At 70.7% G+C, this 24,089-nt stretch carries 23 protein-coding genes; 8 read left to right on the top strand and 15 right to left on the bottom strand.

The features are described 5' to 3' along the window. Nucleotides 1–70: 70 nt before the first annotated feature. Complete coding sequence (locus ACYVO7_RS11440; RefSeq protein ID WP_460449940.1) at nucleotides 71–1,006, top strand: LysR substrate-binding domain-containing protein; 936 nt, start codon at nucleotides 71–73, stop codon at nucleotides 1,004–1,006. A 3-nt stretch (nucleotides 1,007–1,009) separates the two neighbouring features. Here the strand turns inward: ACYVO7_RS11440 and ACYVO7_RS11435 are convergent, their stop codons facing one another. Beyond that, nucleotides 1,010–2,278, bottom strand: a complete 1,269-nt coding sequence (locus ACYVO7_RS11435) for an MFS transporter (RefSeq protein WP_460449939.1) — start codon at nucleotides 2,276–2,278, stop codon at nucleotides 1,010–1,012. A 170-nt stretch (nucleotides 2,279–2,448) separates the two neighbouring features. Between ACYVO7_RS11435 and ACYVO7_RS11430 the strand changes: the two genes are divergently transcribed. Beyond that, nucleotides 2,449–3,258 (top strand): NAD-dependent epimerase/dehydratase family protein, encoded by an 810-nt coding sequence (locus ACYVO7_RS11430; protein ID WP_460449938.1) that lies wholly within the window; start codon nucleotides 2,449–2,451, stop codon nucleotides 3,256–3,258. Here ACYVO7_RS11430 and ACYVO7_RS11425 read toward each other — a convergent pair. Continuing rightward, nucleotides 3,242–4,138: an SMP-30/gluconolactonase/LRE family protein gene (locus ACYVO7_RS11425; protein WP_460449937.1), complete on the bottom strand. Its 897-nt coding sequence runs from the start codon at nucleotides 4,136–4,138 to the stop codon at nucleotides 3,242–3,244. The two genes, ACYVO7_RS11430 and ACYVO7_RS11425, sit on opposite strands and share 17 nt — an antisense overlap. Before the next feature lie 117 nt (nucleotides 4,139–4,255). Here ACYVO7_RS11425 and ACYVO7_RS11420 point away from each other — a divergent pair, with 117 nt between their 5' ends. The 4 genes from ACYVO7_RS11420 to rplT all read left to right on the top strand — a co-directional run bounded on the left by ACYVO7_RS11420 (nucleotide 4,256) and on the right by rplT (nucleotide 6,744). Beyond that, nucleotides 4,256–5,008 carry a GntR family transcriptional regulator gene (locus ACYVO7_RS11420; protein WP_460449936.1) on the top strand — a complete coding sequence of 251 codons (753 nt, stop codon included), beginning with the start codon at nucleotides 4,256–4,258 and terminating at the stop codon, nucleotides 5,006–5,008. Next, nucleotides 5,005–5,937 (top strand): dihydrodipicolinate synthase family protein, encoded by a 933-nt coding sequence (locus ACYVO7_RS11415; protein WP_460449935.1) that lies wholly within the window; start codon nucleotides 5,005–5,007, stop codon nucleotides 5,935–5,937. Before ACYVO7_RS11420 ends, ACYVO7_RS11415 begins: the two co-directional genes overlap by 4 nt. 191 nt (nucleotides 5,938–6,128) lie before the next feature. Next, nucleotides 6,129–6,329, top strand: coding sequence for a 50S ribosomal protein L35 (gene rpmI, locus ACYVO7_RS11410; RefSeq protein ID WP_406855678.1), 201 nt, complete (start codon nucleotides 6,129–6,131; stop codon nucleotides 6,327–6,329). A gap of 40 nt (nucleotides 6,330–6,369) precedes the next feature. Next, the gene (rplT, locus tag ACYVO7_RS11405) at nucleotides 6,370–6,744 is read left to right on the top strand and encodes a 50S ribosomal protein L20 (protein ID WP_406855677.1); all 375 of its coding nucleotides are present in this window, start codon (nucleotides 6,370–6,372) and stop codon (nucleotides 6,742–6,744) included. Between the two features lie 799 nt (nucleotides 6,745–7,543). Here the strand turns inward: rplT and ACYVO7_RS11400 are convergent. The 12 genes from ACYVO7_RS11400 to rimP form a co-directional block, all read right to left on the bottom strand. Beyond that, nucleotides 7,544–7,924 carry a rhodanese-like domain-containing protein gene (locus ACYVO7_RS11400; RefSeq protein WP_460449934.1) on the bottom strand — a complete coding sequence of 127 codons (381 nt, stop codon included), beginning with the start codon at nucleotides 7,922–7,924 and terminating at the stop codon, nucleotides 7,544–7,546. 232 nt (nucleotides 7,925–8,156) lie between these two features. Next, nucleotides 8,157–8,438: a GIY-YIG nuclease family protein gene (locus ACYVO7_RS11395; protein ID WP_460449933.1), complete on the bottom strand. Its 282-nt coding sequence runs from the start codon at nucleotides 8,436–8,438 to the stop codon at nucleotides 8,157–8,159. A gap of 281 nt (nucleotides 8,439–8,719) precedes the next feature. Next, entirely contained in the window at nucleotides 8,720–10,861 is a 2,142-nt protein-coding gene (gene pnp / locus ACYVO7_RS11390; protein ID WP_460449932.1) for a polyribonucleotide nucleotidyltransferase, read from the bottom strand. 356 nt (nucleotides 10,862–11,217) lie between these two features. Next, nucleotides 11,218–11,487 carry a 30S ribosomal protein S15 gene (gene rpsO, locus ACYVO7_RS11385; RefSeq protein WP_406855672.1) on the bottom strand — a complete coding sequence of 90 codons (270 nt, stop codon included), beginning with the start codon at nucleotides 11,485–11,487 and terminating at the stop codon, nucleotides 11,218–11,220. Nucleotides 11,488–11,702: 215 nt separating this feature from the next. Further along, nucleotides 11,703–12,380, bottom strand: coding sequence for an MBL fold metallo-hydrolase (locus ACYVO7_RS11380; RefSeq protein ID WP_460449931.1), 678 nt, complete (start codon nucleotides 12,378–12,380; stop codon nucleotides 11,703–11,705). 150 nt (nucleotides 12,381–12,530) lie between these two features. Next, nucleotides 12,531–13,112 carry a PIN domain-containing protein gene (locus tag ACYVO7_RS11375; protein ID WP_460449930.1) on the bottom strand — a complete coding sequence of 194 codons (582 nt, stop codon included), beginning with the start codon at nucleotides 13,110–13,112 and terminating at the stop codon, nucleotides 12,531–12,533. A 117-nt stretch (nucleotides 13,113–13,229) separates the two neighbouring features. Beyond that, on the bottom strand, nucleotides 13,230–14,138 hold the full coding sequence (gene truB / locus ACYVO7_RS11370) for a tRNA pseudouridine(55) synthase TruB (protein ID WP_460449929.1): 909 nt from the start codon (nucleotides 14,136–14,138) through the stop codon (nucleotides 13,230–13,232). Beyond that, the gene (rbfA, locus tag ACYVO7_RS11365; protein ID WP_460449928.1) at nucleotides 14,135–14,605 is read right to left on the bottom strand and encodes a 30S ribosome-binding factor RbfA; all 471 of its coding nucleotides are present in this window, start codon (nucleotides 14,603–14,605) and stop codon (nucleotides 14,135–14,137) included. The genes truB and rbfA overlap by 4 nt, the downstream gene beginning before the upstream one ends. A gap of 182 nt (nucleotides 14,606–14,787) precedes the next feature. After that, on the bottom strand, nucleotides 14,788–17,655 hold the full coding sequence (gene infB, locus ACYVO7_RS11360; protein ID WP_460449927.1) for a translation initiation factor IF-2: 2,868 nt from the start codon (nucleotides 17,653–17,655) through the stop codon (nucleotides 14,788–14,790). Further along, nucleotides 17,648–18,358 (bottom strand): RNA-binding protein, encoded by a 711-nt coding sequence (locus tag ACYVO7_RS11355; protein ID WP_406858703.1) that lies wholly within the window; start codon nucleotides 18,356–18,358, stop codon nucleotides 17,648–17,650. The genes infB and ACYVO7_RS11355 overlap by 8 nt, the downstream gene beginning before the upstream one ends. 29 nt (nucleotides 18,359–18,387) lie before the next feature. After that, entirely contained in the window at nucleotides 18,388–19,986 is a 1,599-nt protein-coding gene (gene nusA, locus ACYVO7_RS11350; protein WP_460449926.1) for a transcription termination factor NusA, read from the bottom strand. A 4-nt stretch (nucleotides 19,987–19,990) separates the two neighbouring features. Beyond that, nucleotides 19,991–20,785, bottom strand: coding sequence for a ribosome maturation factor RimP (gene rimP, locus ACYVO7_RS11345; protein ID WP_460449976.1), 795 nt, complete (start codon nucleotides 20,783–20,785; stop codon nucleotides 19,991–19,993). Nucleotides 20,786–21,113: 328 nt separating this feature from the next. Here rimP and ACYVO7_RS11340 point away from each other — a divergent pair, with 328 nt between their 5' ends. Both ACYVO7_RS11340 and ACYVO7_RS11335 read left to right on the top strand, forming a co-directional pair. After that, nucleotides 21,114–22,208 (top strand): DUF2336 domain-containing protein, encoded by a 1,095-nt coding sequence (locus ACYVO7_RS11340; protein WP_460449925.1) that lies wholly within the window; start codon nucleotides 21,114–21,116, stop codon nucleotides 22,206–22,208. A gap of 88 nt (nucleotides 22,209–22,296) precedes the next feature. Then, nucleotides 22,297–23,391: a DUF2336 domain-containing protein gene (locus ACYVO7_RS11335; protein ID WP_460449924.1), complete on the top strand. Its 1,095-nt coding sequence runs from the start codon at nucleotides 22,297–22,299 to the stop codon at nucleotides 23,389–23,391. A 4-nt stretch (nucleotides 23,392–23,395) separates the two neighbouring features. Here ACYVO7_RS11335 and trmB read toward each other — a convergent pair whose 3' ends face one another. Beyond that, entirely contained in the window at nucleotides 23,396–24,085 is a 690-nt protein-coding gene (gene trmB / locus ACYVO7_RS11330; RefSeq protein ID WP_460449923.1) for a tRNA (guanine(46)-N(7))-methyltransferase TrmB, read from the bottom strand. Nucleotides 24,086–24,089 lie beyond the last annotated feature (4 nt).

Genomic DNA, 24,089 nt, shown 5'->3' with positions numbered 1-24,089 from the left:
TTGATCGGTCCAACGAATGGTTGTAATTGGAGTCATCGCGAAACGAGATCACTGCGTCCGGGAGCCCCCCATGCTGGACACCGATCAACTGCGCAGCTTCGTAGCCATCATCGACACAGGCAGCTTCACGCGGGCCGCCGAGCGGGTGAACAAGACCCAGTCGGCCGTCTCGATGCAGATCCGCCGGCTGGAGGAGATGCTGGGCCGCCCGCTCTTCCTCAAGCAGGGGCGTGGCGTGCGCCTCTCGGAAGAAGGCGAGAAGCTCGTCGACTACGCCCGCCAGATGCTGCAGCTCGAGGCCGCCGCCTTCGCGAGCGTCTCCAACAAGGCCCTGGCGGGCCGCGTGCGGCTGGGCATTCCGGACGACTACGCCGATTCCTTCCTGCCGGAGATCCTGAAGCGCTTCATGCGCCGGCATCCGCTGGTCGAGATGTCGGTGGTGTGCGAGGGCTCGCAGATCCTGGCGGAGCGCGTCTCGGCGCGCGAGGTCGACATGGCGGTCGTGACCTTCTGCGGCGCGCTGACCGGGGCCGAGATCCTGCGCGAGGAGCCGCTGCGCTGGGTGGTGGGCTCCGCCTCCTGCGTCCATGAGAGCCGCCCGATGCCGCTGGCCCTGTCGGGGCCGACCTGTGCCTGGCGGCGTGCGGCCACGGACGCGCTGCATGAGGCCGGCATCCCATGGCGGCTGCTGCTGGCGTCCTCCAGCCAGGCGGCGCTGGCCCCGATCGTGCGGGCCGGGCTGGCCGCGACGGTGTTCCCGGAATGCGCCCTCGGGCCGGGCATGCGCCTGCTGGGCCCGGAGCACGGGCTGCCGGAGCTGCCCGTGAACCGGATCGGCATGCTGGTCGGCCAGACGCGCTCGCCGGAGGCGACGTCGCTGGCCGAGGAGATCCGGGGCGCGCTGCGCGACGGGTCACGGTCCGTGATGCTGGACCGCGGGCCGGCCGTGACGCTCGCGGGCGTTCCGACCCCGGCGCCCCGGCCGCGCAGCCGGCTGCTGGCCTGAGGCCTATTTGGCGGCGACCGGGTCTTCGGCCGGGCGGGGAGCGGGGCGGTCGGCGACCAGCCGGTCGCGCATCCAGAGCGCCGGGAACAGCCTCGCCCAGAGCGCCGCCACCATGATGGTGCCGAACCCGCCCACCACCACGGCCGGGACCGCCCCGATGGCGGCGGCCAGCGCGCCGGATTCGAACTCGCCGAGTTCGTTCGAGGCGCCGACGAAGACGCTGTTCACCGCCGCCACCCGGCCGCGCATCTCGTCCGGGGTCTCCGCCTGCACGAGCGTCTGGCGCACATAGACGCTGATCATGTCGGAGGCGCCGAGCACGGCGAGGCAGGCCATCGACAGGACGATGTGGGTGGACAGGCCGAACACGATCGTGGCCAGCCCGAACACGCCCACGGCCTGGAACATGGTCCGGCCGGCCCGTTTCTGCAGCGGCCGGGCCGCCAGCGTGACGGACATCGCCACCGCCCCCACCGCCGGGGCGCTGCGCAGCAGCCCGAGCCCGACCGGGCCGACGAACAGCACGTCCCGCGCATAGATCGGAAGCAGGGCGGTGGCCCCGCCCAGCAGCACGGCGAACAGGTCGAGCGAGATCGCCCCCAGGATCACCGGCCGCGCCCTGATGAAGCGGATGCCGGCCAGCAGGGTCGCCAGCGTGGCCTTCTGGACCGGGCTCGTGCGGGCGGCGACGCGGATCAGCGACACCAGCGCAGCCGCGGTCGCGAAGCCCGCCGTCGCGGCCGCGAACACCACCGGCGCGCCGAAGGCGTAGAGCAGGCCGCCCACGGCCGGGCCGGCGATCGAGGAGGTCTGCCAGGCGGAGGCGTTGAGGGCCACCGCGCTGGCGAAATTGGCGCGGCCGACCAGGTTGGGCATCAGGGCCTGGCTGGCCGGGTTGGCGAAGGACCGCGCCGCCCCGACCAGCACGGCCAGCGCATAGATGGGCCAGACCGGCGTCGCCGGGTTGAGCGCGACGGCCCAAAGCCCGAGCGAGCCCATCGCCACCACCGACCAGCAGGCCACGATGATGCGCCGCCGGTCGAACCGGTCCGCCACATGGCCGGTGACCAGCGCCAGCGCCAATGCGGGAAGGAACGCGGCGAGGCCGACCAGGCCCAGCGCCAGGGCGCTGCCGGTGCGGTCATAGACAAGCCATCCGAGGCCGACATTCTGAACCTGCATGGCGAGCCCGGACAGGAAGCGGGCGCCGAAGAAGAGCCGGTAATCGCGCGAGCGCAGCGCGGCCCAGCCGCTGGCGTTGGTGATGGTCATGGGGTCCGGAAGATCGGAGACGCCCCTGTCCTAGCATGCGCCCCCGCCCCGGGTGTAGCCGGGATCGAGCCCCGGGCGGCGCCGTCCCTCTTGCGAAACGCCGCCGGGGAGGCTCTCTTTCGGCCGAACCGCGACGCGGAGCGTCGGGCGGACCAAACGAGGACACATCCATGAAGATCCTGATCACCGGCGGCGCCGGGCATGTGGGGCGCAAGCTGCGCGGCGAGTTCTCCGGCCGCTTCGACCTGATCCGGACCTTCGACATGGTGAACGCGCCTCCGCTCGGGCCGAACGAGGAGAGCCAGACCGGGGACATCTCCGACATGGCCGCCGTCGAGCGGGCCATGCAGGGCATGGACGCCGTGATCCATCTGGCGGCCGAGCCCAACGAGGCGCCGTTCGAGCCGATCCTGCAGGCCAACGTGATCGGGACGTGGAACGTCTACGAGGCGGCGCGCCGCAACGGGGTTCGGCGGGTGGTGTTCGGCTCCAGCAACCACGCCGTGGGATTCTATCCCCGCGCCCAGCGCATCGACGAGTCCGTCCCGGTGAAGCCCGACAGCCGCTACGGGCTGAGCAAGTGCTGGGGCGAGGCGGTGGCCTCGCTCTACGCCGACAAATACGGCGTGACCAGCATGCTGGTGCGCATCGGCAACGCGGCGGACACGCCCGGCAGCGCCCGGGCGCTGGCCATCTGGGTGAGCGGGCGCGACCTCGCGCAGCTCTGCATGATCGGGCTGCAGCACCCCGACATCCACTGCAACGTGGTCTATGGCGTCAGCAAGAACGCCGCCTGCTGGTACGACAACTCCGCCGCCTACCGGCTCGGCTACCAGCCGCAGGACCGGGCCGAGGACCACCAGGAGGCGGCGCTGGCCGCCGAGGCCGGCCTCACCCATGAGCCGGCGGACCTGCACTTCCAGGGCGGCCCGTTCTGCGCCATGGAATATGCGGGCCGGCCGATCACGGCCGCCGAGTAGCCCGCAGCGGCTCGCCGAAGCGCGCCACCGGCGCGCCGGGGACATCGACCTCGAAGCGGATGAGCGTGCCCGCCTGGCGCACGCCGTCCAGCTCCTTGCGCAGCGAGGTGACGTAGAGCGTCTTCAGGTCCGGCCCGCCGAAGCACGGCATGGTGGGGCCGAAGACGGGCAGCTTCACCTTGCGGTCGAGCGTCCCGTCCGGGGCGATGCGGTTGAGGCAGCCGGCCGAGACGCCGGATGACCAATAATAGCCCTCGGCGTCGCAGGCCGCGCCGTCGGGGCGGCCGTCGTCCTCCTCCATGACGCGCAGGCGGCGGCGGTTCGAGAGCGTCCCGGCGACGGGGTCGAAATCGAAGGCCTGGATGAAGCGCTGTCGGCTGTCGGAGTGGAACATGGTGCGCCCGTCGGGGCTCCAGGCGAGCCCGTTCGACACCGTCAGGCCGTCGAACATGCGCGTGCAGGCGCCGTCCGGATCGATGCGATACAGGGCGGCGACAGGCTCCTTTTCGGGGCGGTCGTCCATGCTGCCGACCCAGAAGCGGCCGTCCGGCCCGACCTTGCCGTCGTTCAGGCGGTTGCCGGGCCTGTCCGGCTCCGGGGCGACCAGGAACGTGAAGGCGCCGGTGGCGAAATCGAACAGGTGGACGCCGGTCTTCAGCGCCACGACGGCGCGGCCGTCCGGGCAGAGCCCGAAGCTGCCGATGGGGCTCGGCATGTCCCAGCGCTTCAGGCCGCGGGTCGCCGGATCGAAGCGGAACAGAGCCGGCGCCTCAATGTCGACGAAATAGAGCGCCTGCTCGGCGGCGGACCAGAGCGGCCCCTCGCCGGTGCCGAGCGGCGTGTCGATCAGGACCTCGACGTCGGGGGCATCGATGCGCATGAGGCGTTCTCTCCTGAGAGGCGTCCGGCGCCGGGCCGGCGCGGCCGCCTTGATTTTCGGCGTCGTTGATATATCAAGTCGCGCCAGCACGGAACCCGCCGAACCCGGAGGTCCAAGGTGAGCGGACGACCGCCGAGCGGACGATCGAATGGCGAGCGGCCCGAAGCCGCCGCCCTCGCGCCCGTCGACCCGGCTTTTCTGAAGGGCCTGCGCGAGCATGTCCACGACGTTCTGCGGCGCGCCATCATCGGCGGCGAGCTGCCGGCCGGCACCTGGCTGAACGAGCGCCAGTTGGCCGAGCAGCTGGGCGTGAGCACCACGCCCCTCAAGGAGGCGCTGCGGCGGCTGGAGGCCGAGGGGCTGGTGGCGACCGAGCCGCGCCGCGGCGTGCGGGTGACCTTCGACGCCCGGCAGGCGGAGGAGATGGCGCTGGCCCGCGCCGCCCTGGAGGGCATGATCGCCCGCATGGCGGCCCAGCGCATCGAGGCCGCCGGCGTCGAGGCGCTGGCCGACGTCATCGCCCGGATGCGGGCCGCCACGGCGGCGGGCGACGTCGCCCAGATCATCGAGCTCAACGGCGAGTTCCACGACGGAATCCACGACGTGTCAGGCTGCCGCTACCTGCAGCGCCTCCTGGTGGGGCAGCGCATCTATGTCCACGCCGCCCGGGCGATCATCCTGGGCGACGCCGCCGAGCGCGAGCGGGCGCTGGCCGAGCACGCCGCCATCTTCGAGGCGCTGGCGCGGCGCGACGCCGACGAGGCCGAGCGCGCCATGCGCGACCACGTCATGCGCTCGGCCCGCCACCATGTGAAGACCGCCTTCGAGACCCGGACCACCCCCCTCGCACCCCTGGAGCCCACGCCATGACGACGACCCATTCCCCTCGCCTGCTCGCCGCCCTGCGGGGCATCTCGGGCGTCCACGTGACCCCGTATGACGCGTCCGGGAACGTCGACCAGGCGCAGCTGCGGCGCGTCATCGACCGCATCGCGGCGGGCGGGATCCACAACATCGTGTCGGCCGGCAACACCGGCGAATACTACGCCCTGACGCCCGACGAGGTGCGGGCGGTGCATGACGGCGCGATCGCCGGCAACGCCTCGCGCTCGCTGCTGACGGCGGCGGTGGGCCGCTCGCTCAAGGAGGCCGTCGAGCTCGGGCGCCGGGCCAAGGCCGGCGGGGCGGACGCCATCATGGCCCACCAGCCGATGGACCCCTTCGCGGCCCCGCAGTCGCAGGCGGCCTATTTCCGCAGCATCGCCGAAGAGGTCGACCTGCCGCTGGTGGCCTATGTGCGCTCCGACGCCATGAAGCTCGACGAGCTCATGGGCATCGCCAACCACCCGAACGTGGCGGCGGTGAAGTTCGCCACCCCCAACCTGATGCTGCTCTCCGAGTGCATCCGGGCGAGCGGACCCGACACCGCCGTCTGGGTCTGCGGCCTCGCCGAGGGCTGGGCCGCGCCCTTCTACGCCGCCGGGGCGCGGGGCTTCACGTCGGGCCTGGTCAATGTCGACCCGGCCCGCTCGCTGGCCATCCACGCGGCGCTCGAGGGCGGCGACTTCGCCAAGGTGCGCGAGCTCGTGGCCACCATCGCGGCCTTCGAGACCATGCGGACGAAGTTCGGCAACGGCGCCAACGTCACGGTCGTCAAGGAGGCCATGGAGCTGATCGGCTACCCGGTCGGCCCGGTGCGCCTGCCCGGCCTGCCGGCGCTGGACGCCGCCGACCGCAAGACGCTGTCGGACGTGCTGGCCTCCTGGGGCGTGCTGCCGGCCCGCCAGGCGGCCGAGTGAGGGGAACGGCGGAGCGCGAGGAAGGCCGGTCGGCCTTGATTCCCCGCCCGGTTCTGCTATAGACCGCGCCTTCAGAACCGCCCGGCCGTTAGGGCTGCCGTGGCGGTTCTTTTTCGCTCATGACGAGACGAACGGCCGCTTGCGGCCGACCATAAAAACCGGGGACGGCCTGGCCGTCCAAGGAGAGCAAAATGCCCAAGATGAAGACCAAGTCGAGCGCCAAGAAGCGCTTCAAGATCACCGGCACCGGCAAGGTGCTGTACGCCCATGCCGGCAAGCGGCACGGGATGATCAAGCGGACCGTCAAGCAGATCCGCAACAACCGCGGCACGGCCGTCCTCTTCGAGGGCGACGCGGCCAACGTGAAGAAGTACTTCCTGCCGAACGGCTGATAGCCCGGCTCACCCTTTCTCAAACGCCAGGAGATCAGCCATGGCTCGCGTCAAGCGCGGCGTGACTTCCCACGCGAAGCACAAGAAGACCCTGAAGGCCGCCAAAGGTTTCTACGGCCGCCGCAAGAACACCATCCGGACCGCCAAGGCGGCGGTCGATCGCGCCATGCAGTACGCCACGCGCGACCGCAAGGCCAAAAAGCGCACCATCCGGGCGCTCTGGATCCAGCGCATCAACGCCGCAGTCCGCGAGTTCGGCCTGACCTATTCGCGCTTCATCGACGGCCTCGCCAAGGCGGGCGTCGAGGTGGACCGCAAGGTGCTCTCCGACATCGCCATCCGCGAGCCGGAGGCGTTCAAGGCCATCGTCGAGAAGGCCAAGTCGGCCCTGCCGGCGGTCGACAAGGCCGCCTGACCGGCGCCGCCCTCCGGGGCGCGCCTCCTTCGTCGTTCGAAAGCCCTCGCCGGTTCGCCCGGCGGGGGTTTTTTTTGGCGTCGATGGGGCTACGGGACGGCGGACGCGCCTTCAGCTCCGCGGCCTTTCGGCCCGGAGGTGAAGGGTGGAGGGCGGCGCGGAACGGCGACGCTGATCAGCCCCACGGCGGATGTGGGGAGGTGTGGGGAGAACCGCGAGGCCGCCAGGCTCTCGCCGTTCCGCGCATGGCGTTTGAAGATCCGCCGGAGCGCCTCGGGGCGCTGTCAGCCCCTTGGCGCTTCCGCTCGTCGGGCTCTCCGACGGATCGCCTCTGCGAAACGGCTGTCACCCCGCCTCGCCCAGGCCGCCACCCCCGGTCCCCATCCGTGACACTGCAGATGTCCCTCCGCGGACCGGAGCAAGGACAGAGTTATAGGAATTTTATCCGCTTGTCAACCCGTCATCCCCGGCCGGAGCGGCGCAGGCGCGGGAGGTGAATCCAGAGAGGGTTCCGAAGAAGGCGCCCCTCGCCCGGCCGCCTGGATCCCCTTCCCGCGCCTGCGGCGCGCCGGGGATGACGGAGAATGGTGTACGCTTGCCTTGCCTCAGGCGAGGCGTCCGATCCTCACCGAAAGCGCCAACCCCTCCGCCGCCATCCCCGGCCGGAGCGGCGCAGCCGCGGAGGGGGAGGGGATCCAGAAAGGGTCCCGAAGAAGGCGGCCCTCGCCCGGCCGCCTGGATCCCCTCCCAGCGCCTGCGGCGCGCCGGGGATGACGGTGCGCTTGAGGGCCGTGGGCCGTCAGGGCTTCTCCACCGGAACGCCCGCCTCGGCCAGGTCCTTGAAGCCGCCGATGTTGACGATGTTCGTGTAGCCCATCTCCTGCAGGGTCTTGCCCGCCAGCGCGGCGCGGCCGCCGGAGGCGCAGTGGACCAGGATGGGCCGGTCCTTCTGGAAGGCTTGGTCATACATCGGGTTGTCGGGATCGGCCTTGAACTCCAGGCTCCCGCGCGGCACATGCAGCGCCCCCGCGATTCTGCCCGCGGCCTGCAGCTCGGCGCTGTCGCGGATATCGAGCACCAGCACGCCCCCCTGCCCAATCCGCGCCGCGGCCTCGGCCGGCGCGAGCTTCGGGACCGTGGCGTTGGCCTCGGCGAGGAGGTCTTTGGAGGTTTTGGGCATGGGGACTCCGTGCATGGCGATGAGGCGCGCAGGCTGGCAGGTTCGCGAAGGGATGCCAAGGCCGGCCCCCCTCGATCGCTGTCTTGCCTCTCGCCGTCATCCCCGGCCGGAGCCGCGCAGCGGCGGAGGGGAAGGGGATCCAGCCCCGCCTCTCCGCCGCGCCCTTCGCCCCGCTTCTCTGGATCCCCTTCCCGCGCCTGCGGCGCGCCGGGGATGACGGGGAGAGGGAGCTTCACAGATCGGCGGAGAGTTCGAGCCAGTTGGGGTTCGTTGTCTCGATGAGCTTCAGTTTCCAGGCGCGATTCCAGCCCTTGAGCTGCTTCTCCCTCGCGATCGCGTCTTCGGCCTGGTCGAAAGCTTCGGCGTAGACCAGGCGAGTGACGCCATAGCGGCGTGTGAAGGCGGATCCCGCGCCTGCCCGGTGCTGGTCGACGCGCCGTCCAAGGTCGCGCGTCACGCCGACATAGAGCGTTCCGTTGCGTTTGCTGGCGAGGATGTAGACCGCGAAGGGCATGAGAGCAGCTTCGCCCAGCGGCCCCGCAACCCGCCACGATCGTGCGGTTGTGATCTCAGCCGTCATCCCCGGCCGGAGCCGCGCAGCGGCGGAGGGGAAGGGATCCAGGCCTCTCCGCCGCGCGGCCCTTCGCCCGGCTTTTCTGGATCCCCTTCCCGCGCCTTCGGCGCGCCGGGGATGACGGAGAACGGTTTCGACGCGCAGCTCGAACGAAAAACCCCCGCGTTCTTGCGAACGCGGGGGTCAAACTCACACCAACCGGCTGGCGATACAGGGGGAGATCACTCCCCCGCAGCCGCCTCGCCGCCCTGCTTCTTCTCCAGGTCTTCGCCGGTGGCCTGGTCGACGATCTTCATCGACAGGCGGACCTTGCCGCGCTCGTCGAAGCCGAGCAGCTTGACCTTGACCTTGTCGCCTTCCTTGACCACGTCCGTGACCTTGTTGACGCGGTTGGCGGCGAGCTGGCTGATGTGGACCAGGCCGTCCTTGGCGCCGAAGAAGTTCACGAAGGCGCCGAAGTCGGTCGTCTTCACCACCGTGCCGTCATAGATCACGCCGATCTCGGGCTCGCTGGCGATGGACTTGATCCAGTTCAGCGCGGCCGTGATGGAGGCGGCGTCCGAGGAGGCGACCTTGACGGTGCCGTCGTCCTCGACGTTGATCTTGGCGCCGGTCTTCTCGACGATCTCGCGGATCACCTTGCCGCCGGTGCCGATCACTTCGCGGATCTTGTCGGTCGGGATCTTGATCGTCTCGATGCGCGGCGCGTACTGGCCGAGCTCCTGACGGGCGCCGGAGAGGCCCTTCGACATCTCGCCGAGGATGTGCAGGCGCCCACCCTTGGCCTGGTCGAGGGCGACCCGCATGATCTCCTCGGTGATGCCGGCGATCTTGATGTCCATCTGCAGGGACGTCACGCCGTTCTCGGTGCCGGCCACCTTGAAGTCCATGTCGCCGAGATGGTCCTCGTCGCCCAGGATGTCGCTGAGCACCGCGTAGCGCTCGCCCTCCAGGATGAGGCCCATGGCGATGCCGGCCACCGGGGCGCGCAGCGGCACGCCGGCGTCCATGAGGGCCAGCGAGGAGCCGCACACCGTCGCCATCGAGGACGACCCGTTCGACTCGGTGATCTCCGAGACGAGGCGGATGGTGTAGGGGAACTCGTGATGGGCGGGCAGCATCGGGCGCATGGCGCGCCAGGCGAGCTTGCCGTGGCCGATCTCGCGGCGGCCGGGCGAGCCCATGCGGCCGGTCTCGCCGACGCTGTAGGGCGGGAAGTTGTAGTGAAGGAGGAACGTCTCCTTGTAGGTGCCCTCGAGCGAGTCGATGTACTGCTCGTCGTCGCTGGTGCCGAGGGTGGCGACCACCATGGCCTGCGTCTCGCCGCGCGTGAACAGCGCCGAGCCGTGGGCGCGCGGCAGGATGCCGGCTTCGGCCACGATCGGACGGACGGTCTTGTTGTCGCGCCCGTCGATGCGCACGCCGGTGTCGAGGATGTTCCAGCGCACGATCTTGGCCTCGGCGTCCTTGAACACCGTGCCGAAGAGCTGCTTGTCGAGCGGGTTCTCGACGCCCTCGCCCATCAGGGCGGCGGCGGCCTTGGCCTTGGCGGCCGCGACCTTCTCCTGGCGGATCTGCTTCACCGGGGTGGTGAAGGCGTCGCGCAGGTCGGCCTCGACGAGGTCGAGGATGCGCTTCTCGATGGCGGAGTTGTCCGGGGTCTGGAAGTCGCGCGGCTCCTTGGCGGCGCGCTCGGCCAGCTTGATGATCGCGTCGATCACCGGCTGGAAGCCCTTGTGGCCGTGCATGACGGCGCCGAGCATGACGTCCTCGGGAAGCTCCTTGGCCTCCGACTCCACCATCAGGACGGCGTCGGCGGTGCCCGCCACCACGAGGTCGAGGACGCTGTCCTTGAGCTCGGCGACGGTGGGGTTGAGCTTGTACTGGCCGTTGACATAGCCGACGCGGGCGGCGCCGACCGGGCCCATGAAGGGCACGCCGGAGAGCGTCAGCGCGGCGGAGGCCGCCACCATGGCGACGATGTCGGGATCGTTCTCCAGGTCATGCGACAGAACCGTCACGATGACCTGCGTCTCGTTGCGGTAACCCTCGACGAAGAGGGGACGGATGGGGCGGTCGATGAGGCGGGAGACGAGCGTCTCCTTCTCGGTCGGCCGGCCCTCGCGCTTGAAGTAGCCGCCCGGGATGCGGCCGGCCGCGAAGGCCTTTTCCTGGTAGTTGACGGTGAGGGGGAAGAAGTCGATCCCCGCCTTGGGCTCGCGGGCGGACACCACGGTGGCGAGCACGGTGGTCTCCCCATAGGTCGCCAGCACGGCGCCATCGGCCTGGCGGGCGATCTTGCCGGTCTCGAGCGTGAGCTTGCGCCCCGCCCAGGTCAGTTCCACTTTCTGGACATCGAACATCGGTCGGTCTCTATCAGCCAATCGGCGAGACCGACGCCATGAGCAAGACGGCGAGAAGCTTCCCCGTCGCCCCCCGGACCACGGCCGATGCGGCCTGTTCCGGGCGGAAAAGCATCCGGCGATCCTGCCATGAACGTCAGGTCTGGCCGGGTTTCGGCGGCGACGGCACCACGCCTTCGCCTGCCTGATGCGCCACGACACGGATCGCGACGCCTACACGGACACGGGACGGCGCTGCGCCCCCTCAGGGTCGGCCGGGCCTGCGCCCGGGCCTGGAGCCTCGGCTCCGGAGTGCGTCGCGGCGAAAGGCTCCGCCGCGACGAAGGTCGTCCCGCCGGATCCCCGGCGGGAGGCGCTCAGCGGCGGATGCCGAGGCGCTCGATCAGGGTGCGGTACCGGGCGTCGTCGCGGCTCTTCAGATAGTCGAGCAGCGAACGGCGCTGCGACACCAGCTTCAGCAGGCCGCGGCGGGAATGGTTGTCCTTGCCGTGGGTCTTGAAGTGCTCGGTGAGGTTGGTGATGCGCTCCGTCAGGATCGCGACCTGGACCTCGGGCGAGCCGGTGTCGCCGGACTTCGTGGCGTAATCGGTGATGAGCGCCTGCTTGCGCTCCGCAGTGATCGACATCGGATATCCTTTCTGATGAGGGGCTTTCGCCCCGGAGGGCGGCGAGCGAACCCTCAAGGGTCGCATCGCTCCGCAAGTCGGCCGTGCCGGGATGTCGTCCAGCAGGGTCGCGCCAAAGCGGCGCGCGCCGACGATGGCCGGCGCGATGGCGGTCTCATGACACGATCCGGCGGGAAAATCCAGCGATCATTCGCGCCCGGGCCGCCGCGTCGACGTCAGGTCAGGTAGGGGTTGGTCAGGCGCTCGTCGCCGATCGTGCTCATCGGGCCGTGGCCGGGCAGGAAGGCGACGTCGTCGCCCAGCGGCAGCACCTTGTCGCGGATGGAGGCGATCAGCTGGGCGTGGCTGCCGCCCGGCAGGTCGGTGCGGCCGACGGAGCCCTTGAACAGCACGTCGCCCATCAGGGCGAAGCCCTGCGGGCGGGCCGACGCATCCTGGCCGGGCGCCGGCGCCGGGCGGCGCCAGACCAGCACGACGCTGCCGGGCGAATGGCCCGGGCAATGCAGCACGTCGAAGACGAGGTCGCCGACCCGGACCTCGTCGCCCTCGGCCAGCCAGCGGTCGGGCGTGACCGGCCGGGCGTCGAGGATGCCGAAGCGCGCGCCGCTCTGCGGCAGGTTGGCCAGGATGGCGGCCTCGTCGCGGTGCGGACCCTCGACCGGGACGCCCAGCGCCTCGGCGAGTTCTGCGGCGCCGCCGGCGTGGTCGATATGGCCATGGGTGAGCAGGATCTTCTCCACCTCGCCGCCCGACTGGGCGATGGCGGCGCGGACGCGGTCGAGATCGCCGCCGGGATCGACCACGGCGGCCTTGCGGGTTCGCGCGCAGACCAGCACGGAGCAGTTCTGCTGAAACGGCGTGACGGGCGCGACCAGGAGGGAGAAGGGGTGCATGACGGCTCCGGCGGGACGGATGGATCACGCCAGACCTAATGCGCCTCGCCCCTTATGGCGAGGCCCCCGACGTCGCGAGAGCATGCTGCGCTTCCTGGCGGTCGCATGCTTTGGCGCGAAAAGCCGGCCTCCAGCTTTTCGCAGCAGGCTCTAGAGCGCCGGCCAGTCCATCTGGCGGTTCATGTCGGAGTTCCACAGCAGCTCGGAGGGCAGGCGCTGGGCCGGGAAGGACGCCACCACGACCTGCAGCCCGGCGCGGCGGGCCTGCTCGAAGGCCGGGGCCAGGCCGGGATCGCCCGTCACCCAGATCAGGCGCTCGGCCTGGCGCTGCTGCAGGATGTCGCCGATGTCGAGGCCGATGCGCAGGTCGAGCCCGCGCTGCTCGAAATCAGGTCGGAAATCGTCGTCGCTGACGCTGGGCAGGATGGGCAGGGAGCGGGGCTTGAAGCCGCGGAATTTCAGGGTGCCGAGCCGCACCAGCAGGTAGTCGCGCTCGGAGAGCTCGTAGAGCCAGCGGTCCGAGCCGGCGAAGTCGCGTTCCTGCCCGCTGACCGGCAGGCGCACCAGCCCGTTGAAGGGCACGCAGTCATAATAGTGGATGCGGATGAGAGTCTCGGAACGGTCCACGCAGCTGCGACCCACCGCTTCGATCAGGTCGGCGTCATAGACCAGGCCGGCCTGCCGGGAGAGAACGCGCAGATGCCCGCCGTCGATCATCACAATCGTCTTCATCAATCACCGTCCAGCAATCGCTTGTGCCGGAAATCGCCGGCTCGACGCACGGCGCCCGCTTAAAATGCCTGCGGGCGCTCCTTTATTAGCCTCCTCGGCTCCGCACCCGCGAAGCCGTCAAAACGGCAGGTTGAACACCCTGCTGGGAACCAGTTCTCCTCTCTCCACCATGCCGACGGCGATCACCACGCCGCTGCAGGACCCGTAGACGGGCCCGCCCTCGGCCGGAGCGTCGCGCCCCCTCAGGATGACCGACTGGCCCCGCCGCAGGCGCATCGCCCCGTCTCGCGACAGGATCACGCACGGCAATTCCGTAAGTCCTCCTTCGACGGGAAGCAAGGCTCGCGCTGCGGCTTCCGGATCGTCCGCCACCGCCGACCACGGCGTCGCGTCGTCCAGCGTGAAGGGTCCCACGCGGGTCCGCCGCAGCGCCGTGACATGGCCAAGGCATCCCAGCATGCGGCCGAGGTCGCGCGCAATGGCGCGCACATAGGTCCCCTTGCCGCACTCGGCCTCGAAGGTCGCCGAATCGCGGTCGTGGGCGAGCAGCCGCAAGGCGTGGATCTCGACCGTCCGGGCGACCATCTCCACCTCCTCGCCGTCGCGGGCGAGGTCGTAGGCGCGCTCGCCGTCGATCTTGATGGCCGAATAGCGCGGCGGCACCTGGGACACGGCCCCGATGAAGGCCGGCAGCGCGGCCTCGATGGCGGCCGTCGTGGGGCGCTCGGCGCTGGTCGCGACGGCGCGGCCTTCCGTGTCGTCGGTGTCGGTCTCGGTCCCCCACGCGACCGTGAAGGCATAGGCCTTCTCGCCGTCCACCACATAGGGCACGGTCTTGGTGGCTTCGCCGAAGGCGAGCGGCAGGATGCCGGAGGCTAGCGGATCCAGCGTGCCGGCGTGGCCGGCCTTCTTGGCGTTGAGGAGGCGCCGCAGCGCCGCGACCGCGTGCGTCGAGGTCATGCCGACCGGCTTGTCGAGCACGATCCAGCCATGGACGTCGACGCGATGCCTGCGAGGAGCGCTCATGAGCGGCGGGGCTCCGCGGCGTCGGCCTCGTCGTCGTCGGGCCCGGCTTCGCCGGCCAGCAGGTCGCGGGCGGGGGTGTCGAGATCGCGGCGCACCTTCGGGGAGCGCAGCAGCGCCTCGATGCGGTCGACCTCCTCGAGCCGGTCGTCGAGCCGGAAGCGGACGTCGGGGGCGAATTTGAGGTTCACCTTGCGGGCGACGTCCGTGCGGATGGCCTTGCGGTTCTGCTCGAAGGCCTTCAGCACGGGCTTGCTGAGCTTCTCGTCATGCAGCGTCACATAGACGGTGGCGAGCTTGAGGTCCGGGCTCATGCGGACTTCCGGGATGGTCACGAAGGCCTTCGCGAACACGTCCTCTGGCAGTTCGCCGCGCGACAGGATCTCGGTGACGGCGTGCCGGATGAGCTCGCCCACGCGCAGCTGGCGCTGGGACGGACCTGCCGGTCTGGAATCGGAATCGCGTTTCATCATGGGTCTCCCGCCCGGGTTCGGACCGGCGCGAGGGTTGAAAGCTCCCTCTCCCCGGAACGGGGAGAGGGCTGGGGTGAGGAATGTCGATCGTCGCGCGATCGCCCGACGGGCGTCCCCTCATCCGGCGCTTCGCGCCGCCTTCCCCCCGTGCCGGGGAGAAGGGAAGGAGCGGCTCGCCCTTAGAGCGAGCGCCGCACTTCTTCGACGCGGTAGCACTCGATGACGTCGCCGACGCGCATGTCCTGGTAGTTCTCGAAGGCCATGCCGCATTCCTGGCCCGAGGGCACTTCCTTGACCTCGTCCTTGAAGCGCTTGAGCGTGGAGAGCTTGCCCTCGTGGATGACGACGTTGTCGCGGATGAGGCGCACGCTGGCGCCGCGCTCCACGCGGCCGTCCTGCACGAGGCAGCCCGCCACCTTGCCGATCTTCGACACCGCGAAGACCTGCAGGATGCGCGCTTCTCCGAGACGCTCCTCGCGAAGCGTCGGGGGAAGCAGGCCGGACATGGCCTGTTTGATGTCGTCCACGAGGTCGTAGATGATGTTGTAGTAGCGGATCTCGACGCCCGAACGCTCGGCGGCCTCGCGGGCCTCCTTGTTGGCGCGGACGTTGAAGCCGAGCACGACCGCCCCCGAGGCTTCCGCGAGGGTGATGTCGCTCTCGTTGATGCCGCCGGCGCCCGCATGGATGATGCGCGCCGCGACCTCGTCGTTGCCGACCTTCTCGAGCGAGCCCGCGATGGCCTCGACGGAGCCCTGCACGTCGCCCTTGACGACGAGCGGGAATTCCTTGCGGCCGGCGGCGCTCTTCAGGTTGCTCATCATGTCGGCGAGCGAGCCGCGGGCGTTGCCGGCGCGGGCGGCGGCGCGTTCGCGACGCTGATGCTGGCGATACTCGGTGACTTCGCGGGCGCGGGCCTCGTTGTCGACGACCGCCACGCGATCGCCGGCCTCGGGAGCGCCGTTGAAGCCCAGGATCTCGACCGGGACGGACGGGCCGGCCTGGCTCACCTGGACGCCCTGGTCCGACACGAGGGCGCGTACGCGGCCCCATTCCGAACCCGCCACCACGATGTCGCCGGTCTTCAGCGTGCCGCGCTGAACCAGCACGGTCGCCACCGGACCGCGGCCGCGGTCGAGCTTGGCCTCGATGACCGAGCCTTCGGCCGGACGGGCCGGGTTGGCGCGGATGTCGAGCACCTCCGACTGCAGGGCGATCGCCTCGAGCAGCTTGTCGAGATTGATCTTCTTGGTCGCCGACACCTCGACCTCGAGCGTGTCGCCGCCCATGGACTCGACCTGGACCTCGTACTGGAGCAGCTCGCTCCTGACGCGCTCGGGCTTGGCGTCCGGCTTGTCGATCTTGTTGATCGCCACGATCATCGGGACCTTGGCGGCCTTGGCGTGGTTGATGGCCTCGATCGTCTGCGGCATGACGCCGTCATCGGCCGCCACCACCAGCACGACGATGTCCGTCACCTTGGCGCCGCGGGCGCGCATCGCCGTGAAGGCGGCGTGGCCGGGCGTGTCGATGAAGGTGATCTTGCTGCCGAGAGGCGACACGACCTGATAGGCGCCGATGTGCTGCGTGATGCCGCCGGCTTCGCCGCTGGCCACGTTGGCGTGCCGGATGGCGTCCAGCAGCGACGTCTTGCCGTGGTCGACATGGCCCATGATGGTGACGACCGGGGGCCGCCCCTCCAGGGTCTCGTCGGCGTCCGGGGCGTCGAAGAGGCCTTCCTCGACGTCCGAATCCGCCACGCGCTTGACGGTGTGGCCGAACTCCTCGGCGATGAGCTGGGCGGTGTCCGCGTCGATCACGTCCGTGATCTTGTGCAGCTGGCCCTGCTTCATCAGGTAGCGGATCACGTCCACGCCGCGTTCCGTCATGCGGTTCGCGAGTTCCTGGATGGTGATCGTCTCGGGGATGGTCACCTCGCGGGCGATCTTCTCCTTCGGCTCGGCGGCGGCGTTGCCCTTCAGGCGCTGCACGCGGCGGCGGAAGGCCGCGACGGAGCGCATGCGCTCCTCTTCGCCGCCGGTCGCCGCCGTGACGGTGAGGCGGCCGCGCCGCTTCTCGTCGCCGGTCTTGGCCCGCTCGGGCTTCGGCGGCGTGATGATCTTCATCGGCATGCCCGGCCGACGGATGATGCGCTTGGTCTCCTCCTCCTCGGCCTGAACGCGGCGGGCGGCGCCCGGCGAGCTCGGGGTCGGGGCGGCGGGGGAGCCGGGACGGCGCACGGGCGCGCCGGCCTGGGCGCCGCCTTCGGCGGGACGCGCGGCGGCCGGCCGGGGCTCTTCGCCCAGGCGGCGCTTGGCCTCGTCCTCGGTCTTGCGGCGGACCTCCTCCTCGCGGCGGTGGCGCGCTTCCTCTTCGCGCTTGCGGGCCTCGGCGGCCTCGCGCTCGATCTTCTCGCGGGCTTCGCGCTCGACGCGCAGCTGCGCGTCGATGATGGCCTGCTTGCGCTCTTCCTCCTCGCGGCGGCGCGCCTCGACCAGCGCGGTCGCGCGGGCGTCGCGTTCGTCCTCGGTGAGGGTGCGCAGCACCACGCCGCCGGCCGGACGGGACATGGGGCGCTGCGGCGGACGGCCCTGCTGGGGCGCAGGCCCGCGGCCCGTCGGCGCCGGGGAGGGCGCGGCGGGAGCGGCGGGCCGGGCGGCCGGAGCCGGGGCGGCCGACACCGTCGGCTTGGCGGCCGGGGCGGCCTGCGCCGCCGGCGCGGGAGCCGCGGCCACAGGGGCCGGAGCCGAAACCGGCGCGGGAGACGGGGCGGGCGGCGCTGCGGCCGGAGCCGCCGCGACGGGCGCGGGCTTGGGCGCGGCGGGCCGCGGGGCGAGCGTCGGAGCGGCGGCCGCCGGCGCGGCCTCCGTCTTCGGGGGCTCGCCGGGTCCGATCACACGACGCTTCACCTTCTCGACGACGACGGCCTTCGACCGGCCGTGCGAGAAGCTCTGCCTCACGACACCCTGCTCGACCGGGCGCTTCAGGCTCAACGTCTTGCCGGGGACGTGGAGCGTCTTGTCGCCGCTGTTCTTCGTATCAGTCATTCCGCTCTTGTTCCTGCGGTTCTCGGGTCGTCGTGTCGGCCGCCGCCAAATTTACATGCGCGACATCCGCGCGGGCCGCCTTTTCGGGCCAACCGGCGCGGTAGCGCTCCAAGGCCCGGCAGCGCGCAAGGCATGCGCGGGCTGCGGGCCCTTCCAGAAGCGCTGCATGTATCACATGTGACCGTCCCAATGCCAAACCCAATTCGGATGAATCCAGGGCCGTCGCGACCACGATCGAGTCGGCCTTGTCGGCGTAGCGTCTCCGCAACGCCTGCGAGATCTTGCGCACCCCGTCCGCGGCCGCGTCCGATGCGTGCAGGAGGCCTGCGACGCCGCGTCCGATGGCCGCCTCGACCTTGGCGAAGCCCGCGACCACCTGTCCCGCCTTGTTGGCGATGCTCAGACTGTCGCGCGCGTCCCGCGCCAGAAGCCGTTCGATGTCGTCGGCGAGGCCGGGCGCGACCTTGACCGAAGCCTTCAGGCTGCGGGCGAAAGCCTTCTTGCGCACCGCATCCTCGACCGCGCCGCGCGCGGCCGTCACCCATACGCCCCGGCCCGGAAGCTTGCGCTTCAGGTCGGGCACCAGTTCGTCCCCGGGGCCGACCACGAAGCGAATGAGCTCGTCGGCCGGTCTCACCGTGCGGGTCGCCACGCAGGTCCGCTCGGGACCGTCGTCATCGGCCTGGGACCGCCTGTTCGCCACGCCGATCAACCCCTGTCCTGCGGCGAGGCTCAGGCCTCCGCCGCCTCTTCGTGCTCGCCGGTCTCGGCCTCCGCCGGGGCGGGAGCCTCGATCCAGCCCGCCTTGACGCGCGCGGCCATGATGATGGCCTCGGCCTCCTCGCGGGAGATCTCCATGCCGTCCAGGAAGCCGGCGTGCCGGGTGGTCTCGCCGCCCTTGCGCTCGGTCCAGCCCACCAGGTCGTCCGTGGCGCAGCCCGCCAGATCCTCGACCGTCTTCACGTCGTTCTCGCCGAGCTTGACGAGCATCGCCGTAGTGACGCCCTCGACCTCCTTGAGCTCGTCGGCGACGCCCAGCTCCAGGCGGCGCGCGTCCAGCTCGGCCTCGATGCGGCCCAGATATTCGCGGGCGCGGTTCTGGATCTCCTCGGCCGTGTCGTCGTCGAAGCCCTCGATGGAGGCCAGCTCGGCCGGGTCCACATAGGCGAGCTCCTCAACCGACCGGAATCCCTCGGAGGCGAGCAGCTGGCCCACCACCTCGTCCACGTCCAGCGCATCCATGAAGATGGTGGTGCGGCTCTGGAATTCCTTCTGGCGGCGCTCGGACTCCTCGGCCTCGGTCAGGATGTCGATGTCCCAGCCGGTCAGCTGCGAGGCGAGGCGCACATTCTGTCCCCGCCGTCCGATCGCAAGGGATAATTGGTCATCCGGGACCACGACTTCAATACGCTCGGCGTCCTCGTCGAGCACGACTTTCGCGACTTCGGCCGGCTGGAGCGCGTTGACGATGAAGGTCGCCACGTCCGGCGACCACGGGATGATGTCGATCTTCTCGCCCTGCAGCTCGCCGACGACGGCCTGCACGCGCGAGCCGCGCATGCCCACGCAGGCGCCGACGGGATCAATGGAGCTGTCGCGCGAGATCACGGCGATCTTGGCGCGCGAGCCCGGGTCGCGGGCCACCGCCTTCACCTCGATGATGCCGTCATAGATCTCCGGCACCTCCTGGGCGAAGAGCTTGGCCATGAACTGCGGATGCGTGCGCGACAGGAAGATCTGCGGGCCGCGCTGCTCGCGGCGCACGTCGTACACATAGGCGCGGATGCGGTCGCCGGGGCGGAACACCTCGCGGGGCACCAGCTCGTCGCGGCGCACGATGCCCTCGCCGCGGCCGAGGTCGACGATGACGTTGCCGTATTCGGCGCGCTTCACGACGCCGTTGACGATCTCGCCGATGCGGTCCTTGAACTCTTCGTACTGGCGGTCGCGCTCGGCCTCGCGCACCTTCTGGACGATGACCTGCTTGGCCGACTGGGCGGCGATGCGGCCGAAGTCGAAGGGCGGCAGCGTGTCGGCGATGGTGTCGCCGACCTGGGCGGCCGGGTTGAAGCGCTGGGCGTCCTGCAGGGCGATCTCGACGGCCGGGTTGTCGACCTGGTCCACCACGTGCAGGTAGCGCGACAGGCGCAGCTCGCCCGTCTTGGCGTTGATGTCGGCGTGGACCTCGGTCTCGGTGCCGTAGCGCGAGCGGGCCGCCTTGGCGATGGCGTCCTCCATGGCGGCGAGGACGATCTGGCGGTCGATGACCTTCTCGCGGGCCACCGCGTCGGCGATCTGCAGAAGCTCGAGCCTGTTGGCGCTGACGGCCATGATGTCACTCCTTCTCCGTCCGGCCCTGGCGGGACGCGGTCGCTGTCTTTGTCATGGGGGTGCGGGACGGCTCGCCGGCGCCGGGCGGGCTCTCCGGACGCGGCTTGCGGCCGGCGCCCTTCTTGTTTGCGGCCTTGGCCTTGGCGATGGCCTTGGACGACATGGTCTTGGCCGGGCCCTTGGCCCGATGGGCCGGAGCGGCCGGCCGGGCCGGGGCCGCCTCGGCCGCGTCCTCGTCCTCGGGCTCGTCGCCCTCCTCGTCCACGGCCTCGCCGCGCAGGGCGGCCTTGCCGCGGCGCAGGGACTCGCGCACGAGCTCGTCGGTGAGGACGAGGTTGGCCTCGCCGATGTCGGCCAGGGGCAGGCGCACGCGGCGCTCCTCGTCGGGCTTGGAATCGTCCCGGTCGACCAGGGCGAAGCCCTCGTCCGAGCCGACCACGACGCCCTTGAAACGCTTGCGGCCGGCGATCGGGACCGCCATCTCGACCTTGACCAGATGCCCGGCCCACCGATCGAAGTCGGTGGCGCGCACCAGCGGCCGGTCGATGCCGGGCGACGAGATCTCGAGGTGATAGGCGCGGTCCACCGGATCGTCCACGTCGAGGGCCGGCGACACGGCGCGGCTCACGGCCTCGCAGTCGTCGACCGTGAAGGAGCCGTCCGGCCGCTCGGCCATGATCTGGACCGTGCAGCCGTTCTGGCCCGAGATGCGGACCCGGACCAGCCGGAAGCCGAGATCGCGCAGCACGGGCTCGACGATCGCGCCCACGCGGGCGGCGACGCCGTGCTCGGTGATCATCCTGGGTTCGTCGATCTCAGCCAAAGAGGTCCTCGCAACCGGTCCGGCGACCTCACGTCGCGCAGTCCTAAGCCAAAAAGAGCGGGTCCGGCGGGACCCACTCTCACATTTCGATCACAACGACCGAGATGAGATGTTCTGGATGCCGCGCACTATACGCATCCGGCCCTAAGATGCAAGGACCTCGCGCGCCGGAACTTGGCGAAGGGGGTCGTCCGGACGCGGACCCCAACTTCCATTTTAGCATTTTTCAAGCCGAAACCGGGCCGCGCTTACGTTTTGGTGAGGTTCATCCGGCATCCTCGCGTCATTCGTGCAGGATCCTGTGATGCAGCCATTGAAATCCGTCGTGTCCGAGGTCGAGGACGCCATCGCCAGCGGGGAAGACGCCCGCCGGGTGGACACCCTGCGGCGCATCACGACGCTGTTCATCGAGCAATCGCCCCAGCTGAACGACGAGCATGTGGCCGTTTTCGACGAGGTCATCGTCCGGCTGGCGCATGAGATCGAATTCCGGGCCCGCGTCGACCTGGCGGAACGCCTCGCGGACGTCTCCAACGCGCCGCTCAAGACGGTGCGCGACCTCGCCTTCGACGAGAACGTGGCCGTGGCCGGGCCGGTGCTGGAGCGCTCGACGCGGATCGACGAAGCCGACCTGGTCAGCATCGCCGAGCAGCGCGGGCAGCAGCACCTTCTGGCCATCTCGGGCCGCCGCGACCTGCCCACGGCCGTAACCGACGTGATCGTGACCCGCGGCGACGAGCAGGTGGTCCGCAAAGTGGCCACCAACGAGACCGCCCGCTTCTCCGAGACCGGCTTCACCCGGCTGGTCGAGCGCGCCGCCGAGGACGCCGAGCTGCAGGACATCCTGCATGGGCGCGGGGACGTGCCGGCGCACCACGCCTCGGCCCTGATCGCGGCCGCCAAGGAGCGCGCCCGCGCCGAGATCATGGGCTCGATGGCGGGCCGGGCCGACCTCGTCAACGCGGCCCTCGACGCCGGCGCTGACGCCGTCATGGCCGGAACCGGGCCCGTCGTGCTGCTGGCCGACCTGATGGCCGCCGAGCCGGAGGTGACCGCCCTGGAGCTCCGCGGCGGCCTGACCGAGGAGGCGATCGTCCGCTACGTGAAGACCGACAAGCTCGCGGCCGCGCTCGTGGGCCTCGCCCATGCGGCCAAGATGCCGGCCGAGATGGTGGCGAACGCGTTCGGCGCGCCGCATTTCGACCCGCTGCTCTTCATCGTGCGCGGCGTGCGCTTCAGCTGGCCCACCTTCAAGGCGCTGCTGCTCGTGAAGGCCGGCCGGGACGCCCCGCAGGCCCTGCTGAAGAGCGCCTTCGCCAGCTATGAGAGCCTCTCGGTGCCCACGGCGCAGCGCGTGATGCGCTTCGTGGCGGCGCGCCAGCGCGTGGCGCCGGACTGACCCGACCGACGACCGATCGCATTTGAGCGAACCGGTTGAGGTTCGCCATACGGTTCTCGCCTAAGTTGCTCTGACAAGGAGCACGACGATGGCGACACAACTCCCCAGCGACATCGCCGCGACGCTGACCAGCGGCGGCCCCGAACGGCGCCTGCAGACGCTGCGCAGCGTGACCGACCTGTTCCTGAAACAGGCCGGCATGCTGCATGACGAGCAGGTCGAAATCTTCGACCAGGTGATCGGCCAGCTGGCCCAGCGGATCGAGACCTACGCCCGGGCCGAACTGGCCGAGCGCCTCGCCGACCTGCCCAACGCCCCTCCGGACACCGTCCGCCTCCTGGCCCAGGACGAGATCGAGGTGGCGCGCCCCATCCTGGAGCGCTCGCCGCGGCTCTCGGACGCGGACCTGATCTCGATCGCGCTTACGCTCGGCCGCGACCACCTGATGGCCATCGGCGAGCGCCGCGATCTCCCCGAGAGCGTGACGGACGTGCTCGTCGAACGCGGCGACGCCGGCGTGGCGCAGGTCGTGTCGCGCAACGCCACGGCCAGGATCTCGACCACCGGCTTCGGCCGCATGATGGAGCTGGCGCAGCGCGACGGCGACCTGCAGCTCGCCCTGGGCGAGCGCGAGGATCTCCCGCCGGGACATCTGCAGGCGTTGATCCGGATGGCCGGGGACGTGGTGCGGGTGCGGCTGGCGTCGCTGGCCGACGCCCGCATGGCCCGGCTGGTGGAGGCGGCCGTCGAACGCGGCGCGACGCGCCTCGTCGACCAGGGCGCGCAGGCGCGGCGCATCGAGGCGCGCGACATCGAGGAGGTGACGCTGCGCTTCCAGCGCGGCGACCTCGCCGAGCAGGACGTCGCCAGCTACGCCCGCGAGGGCCGCCGGGCGCAGGCGCTGGCCGCCCTGGCGCTGCTGGCGCGCCTGCCCCGCAGCATCGCCGACCGGGTCTTCGTGGATCCCGACGAGGACCTGCTGCTCATCGTCTGCAAGGCGATCGGCTTCTCGTGGGACACCGCCCACGCGCTGCAGCGGTTCCGGCTCGCTTCGGCGCACCGGCCCTATGACGCGGAGCGGCTGCAGGACAGCTTCGACCGTCTCAATCCCGAGACGGCCAAGCGGGTGATCCGCTTCCTGCACGCCCGCGAGCCGATGACGGCGGGCCGCACCATCCAGTAGCCGGTCAGCGGCGCCGGATGCGCAGATAGGAGGGGGGCCGGCCCTCGCGCAGCGCCTTGGCCTCGTAGCGGGTGCCGGGCCAGCCCGGGAACGGCTCGCGCCAGTCGGCCGCGCCGGCCGCCTCCCAGACGAAGTCCGGCGAGCGCAGGACGCGCGCCAGCGTCCACCCGACATAATGGTCGATGTCGCTGGCGAACCAGAAGCTCCCGCCCGGCCGCAGGATGCGGGCGAGCTTCGCCAGCATGGCGTCCGAGACGAAGCGCCGCTTGTGATGGCGCCGCTTGGGCCAGGGATCGGGGTAGAGCAGGATCACGCGCGTGACCGAGCCCGCCGGCAGGGCTTCGACGACGTCCGACGCGTCGGCGTCGTAGAGGCGGACATTGTCGAGCTTCTCGGCGTCGATGGCGGCGAGAAGCTTGGCCATGCCGTTGACGAAGGGCTCGCAGCCGATGAAGCCCACATCGGGGTTCTGGCGGGCGCGGGCGAGCAGGTGCTCGCCGCCCCCGAAGCCGATCTCGAGCCAGACCTCCCGGACCGGGCGGCCGAACAGGCCGGGCGGCTCCGCCAGGTCCCGGGCGGGGTCCACCCGCAGGGCGGGCAGCAGGGTTTCGAACAGGCCGGCCTGTCCGGCCCGCAGCTTCTTACCCTTGCGGCGGCCGAAAAACGCGCCGCCCTCGCCTGCGGCGCCGGTCATCGGT

The sequence above is a fragment of the Alsobacter sp. SYSU BS001988 genome, from assembly GCF_054796215.1.
This window is presented reverse-complemented; position numbering and strand designations above follow the sequence as displayed.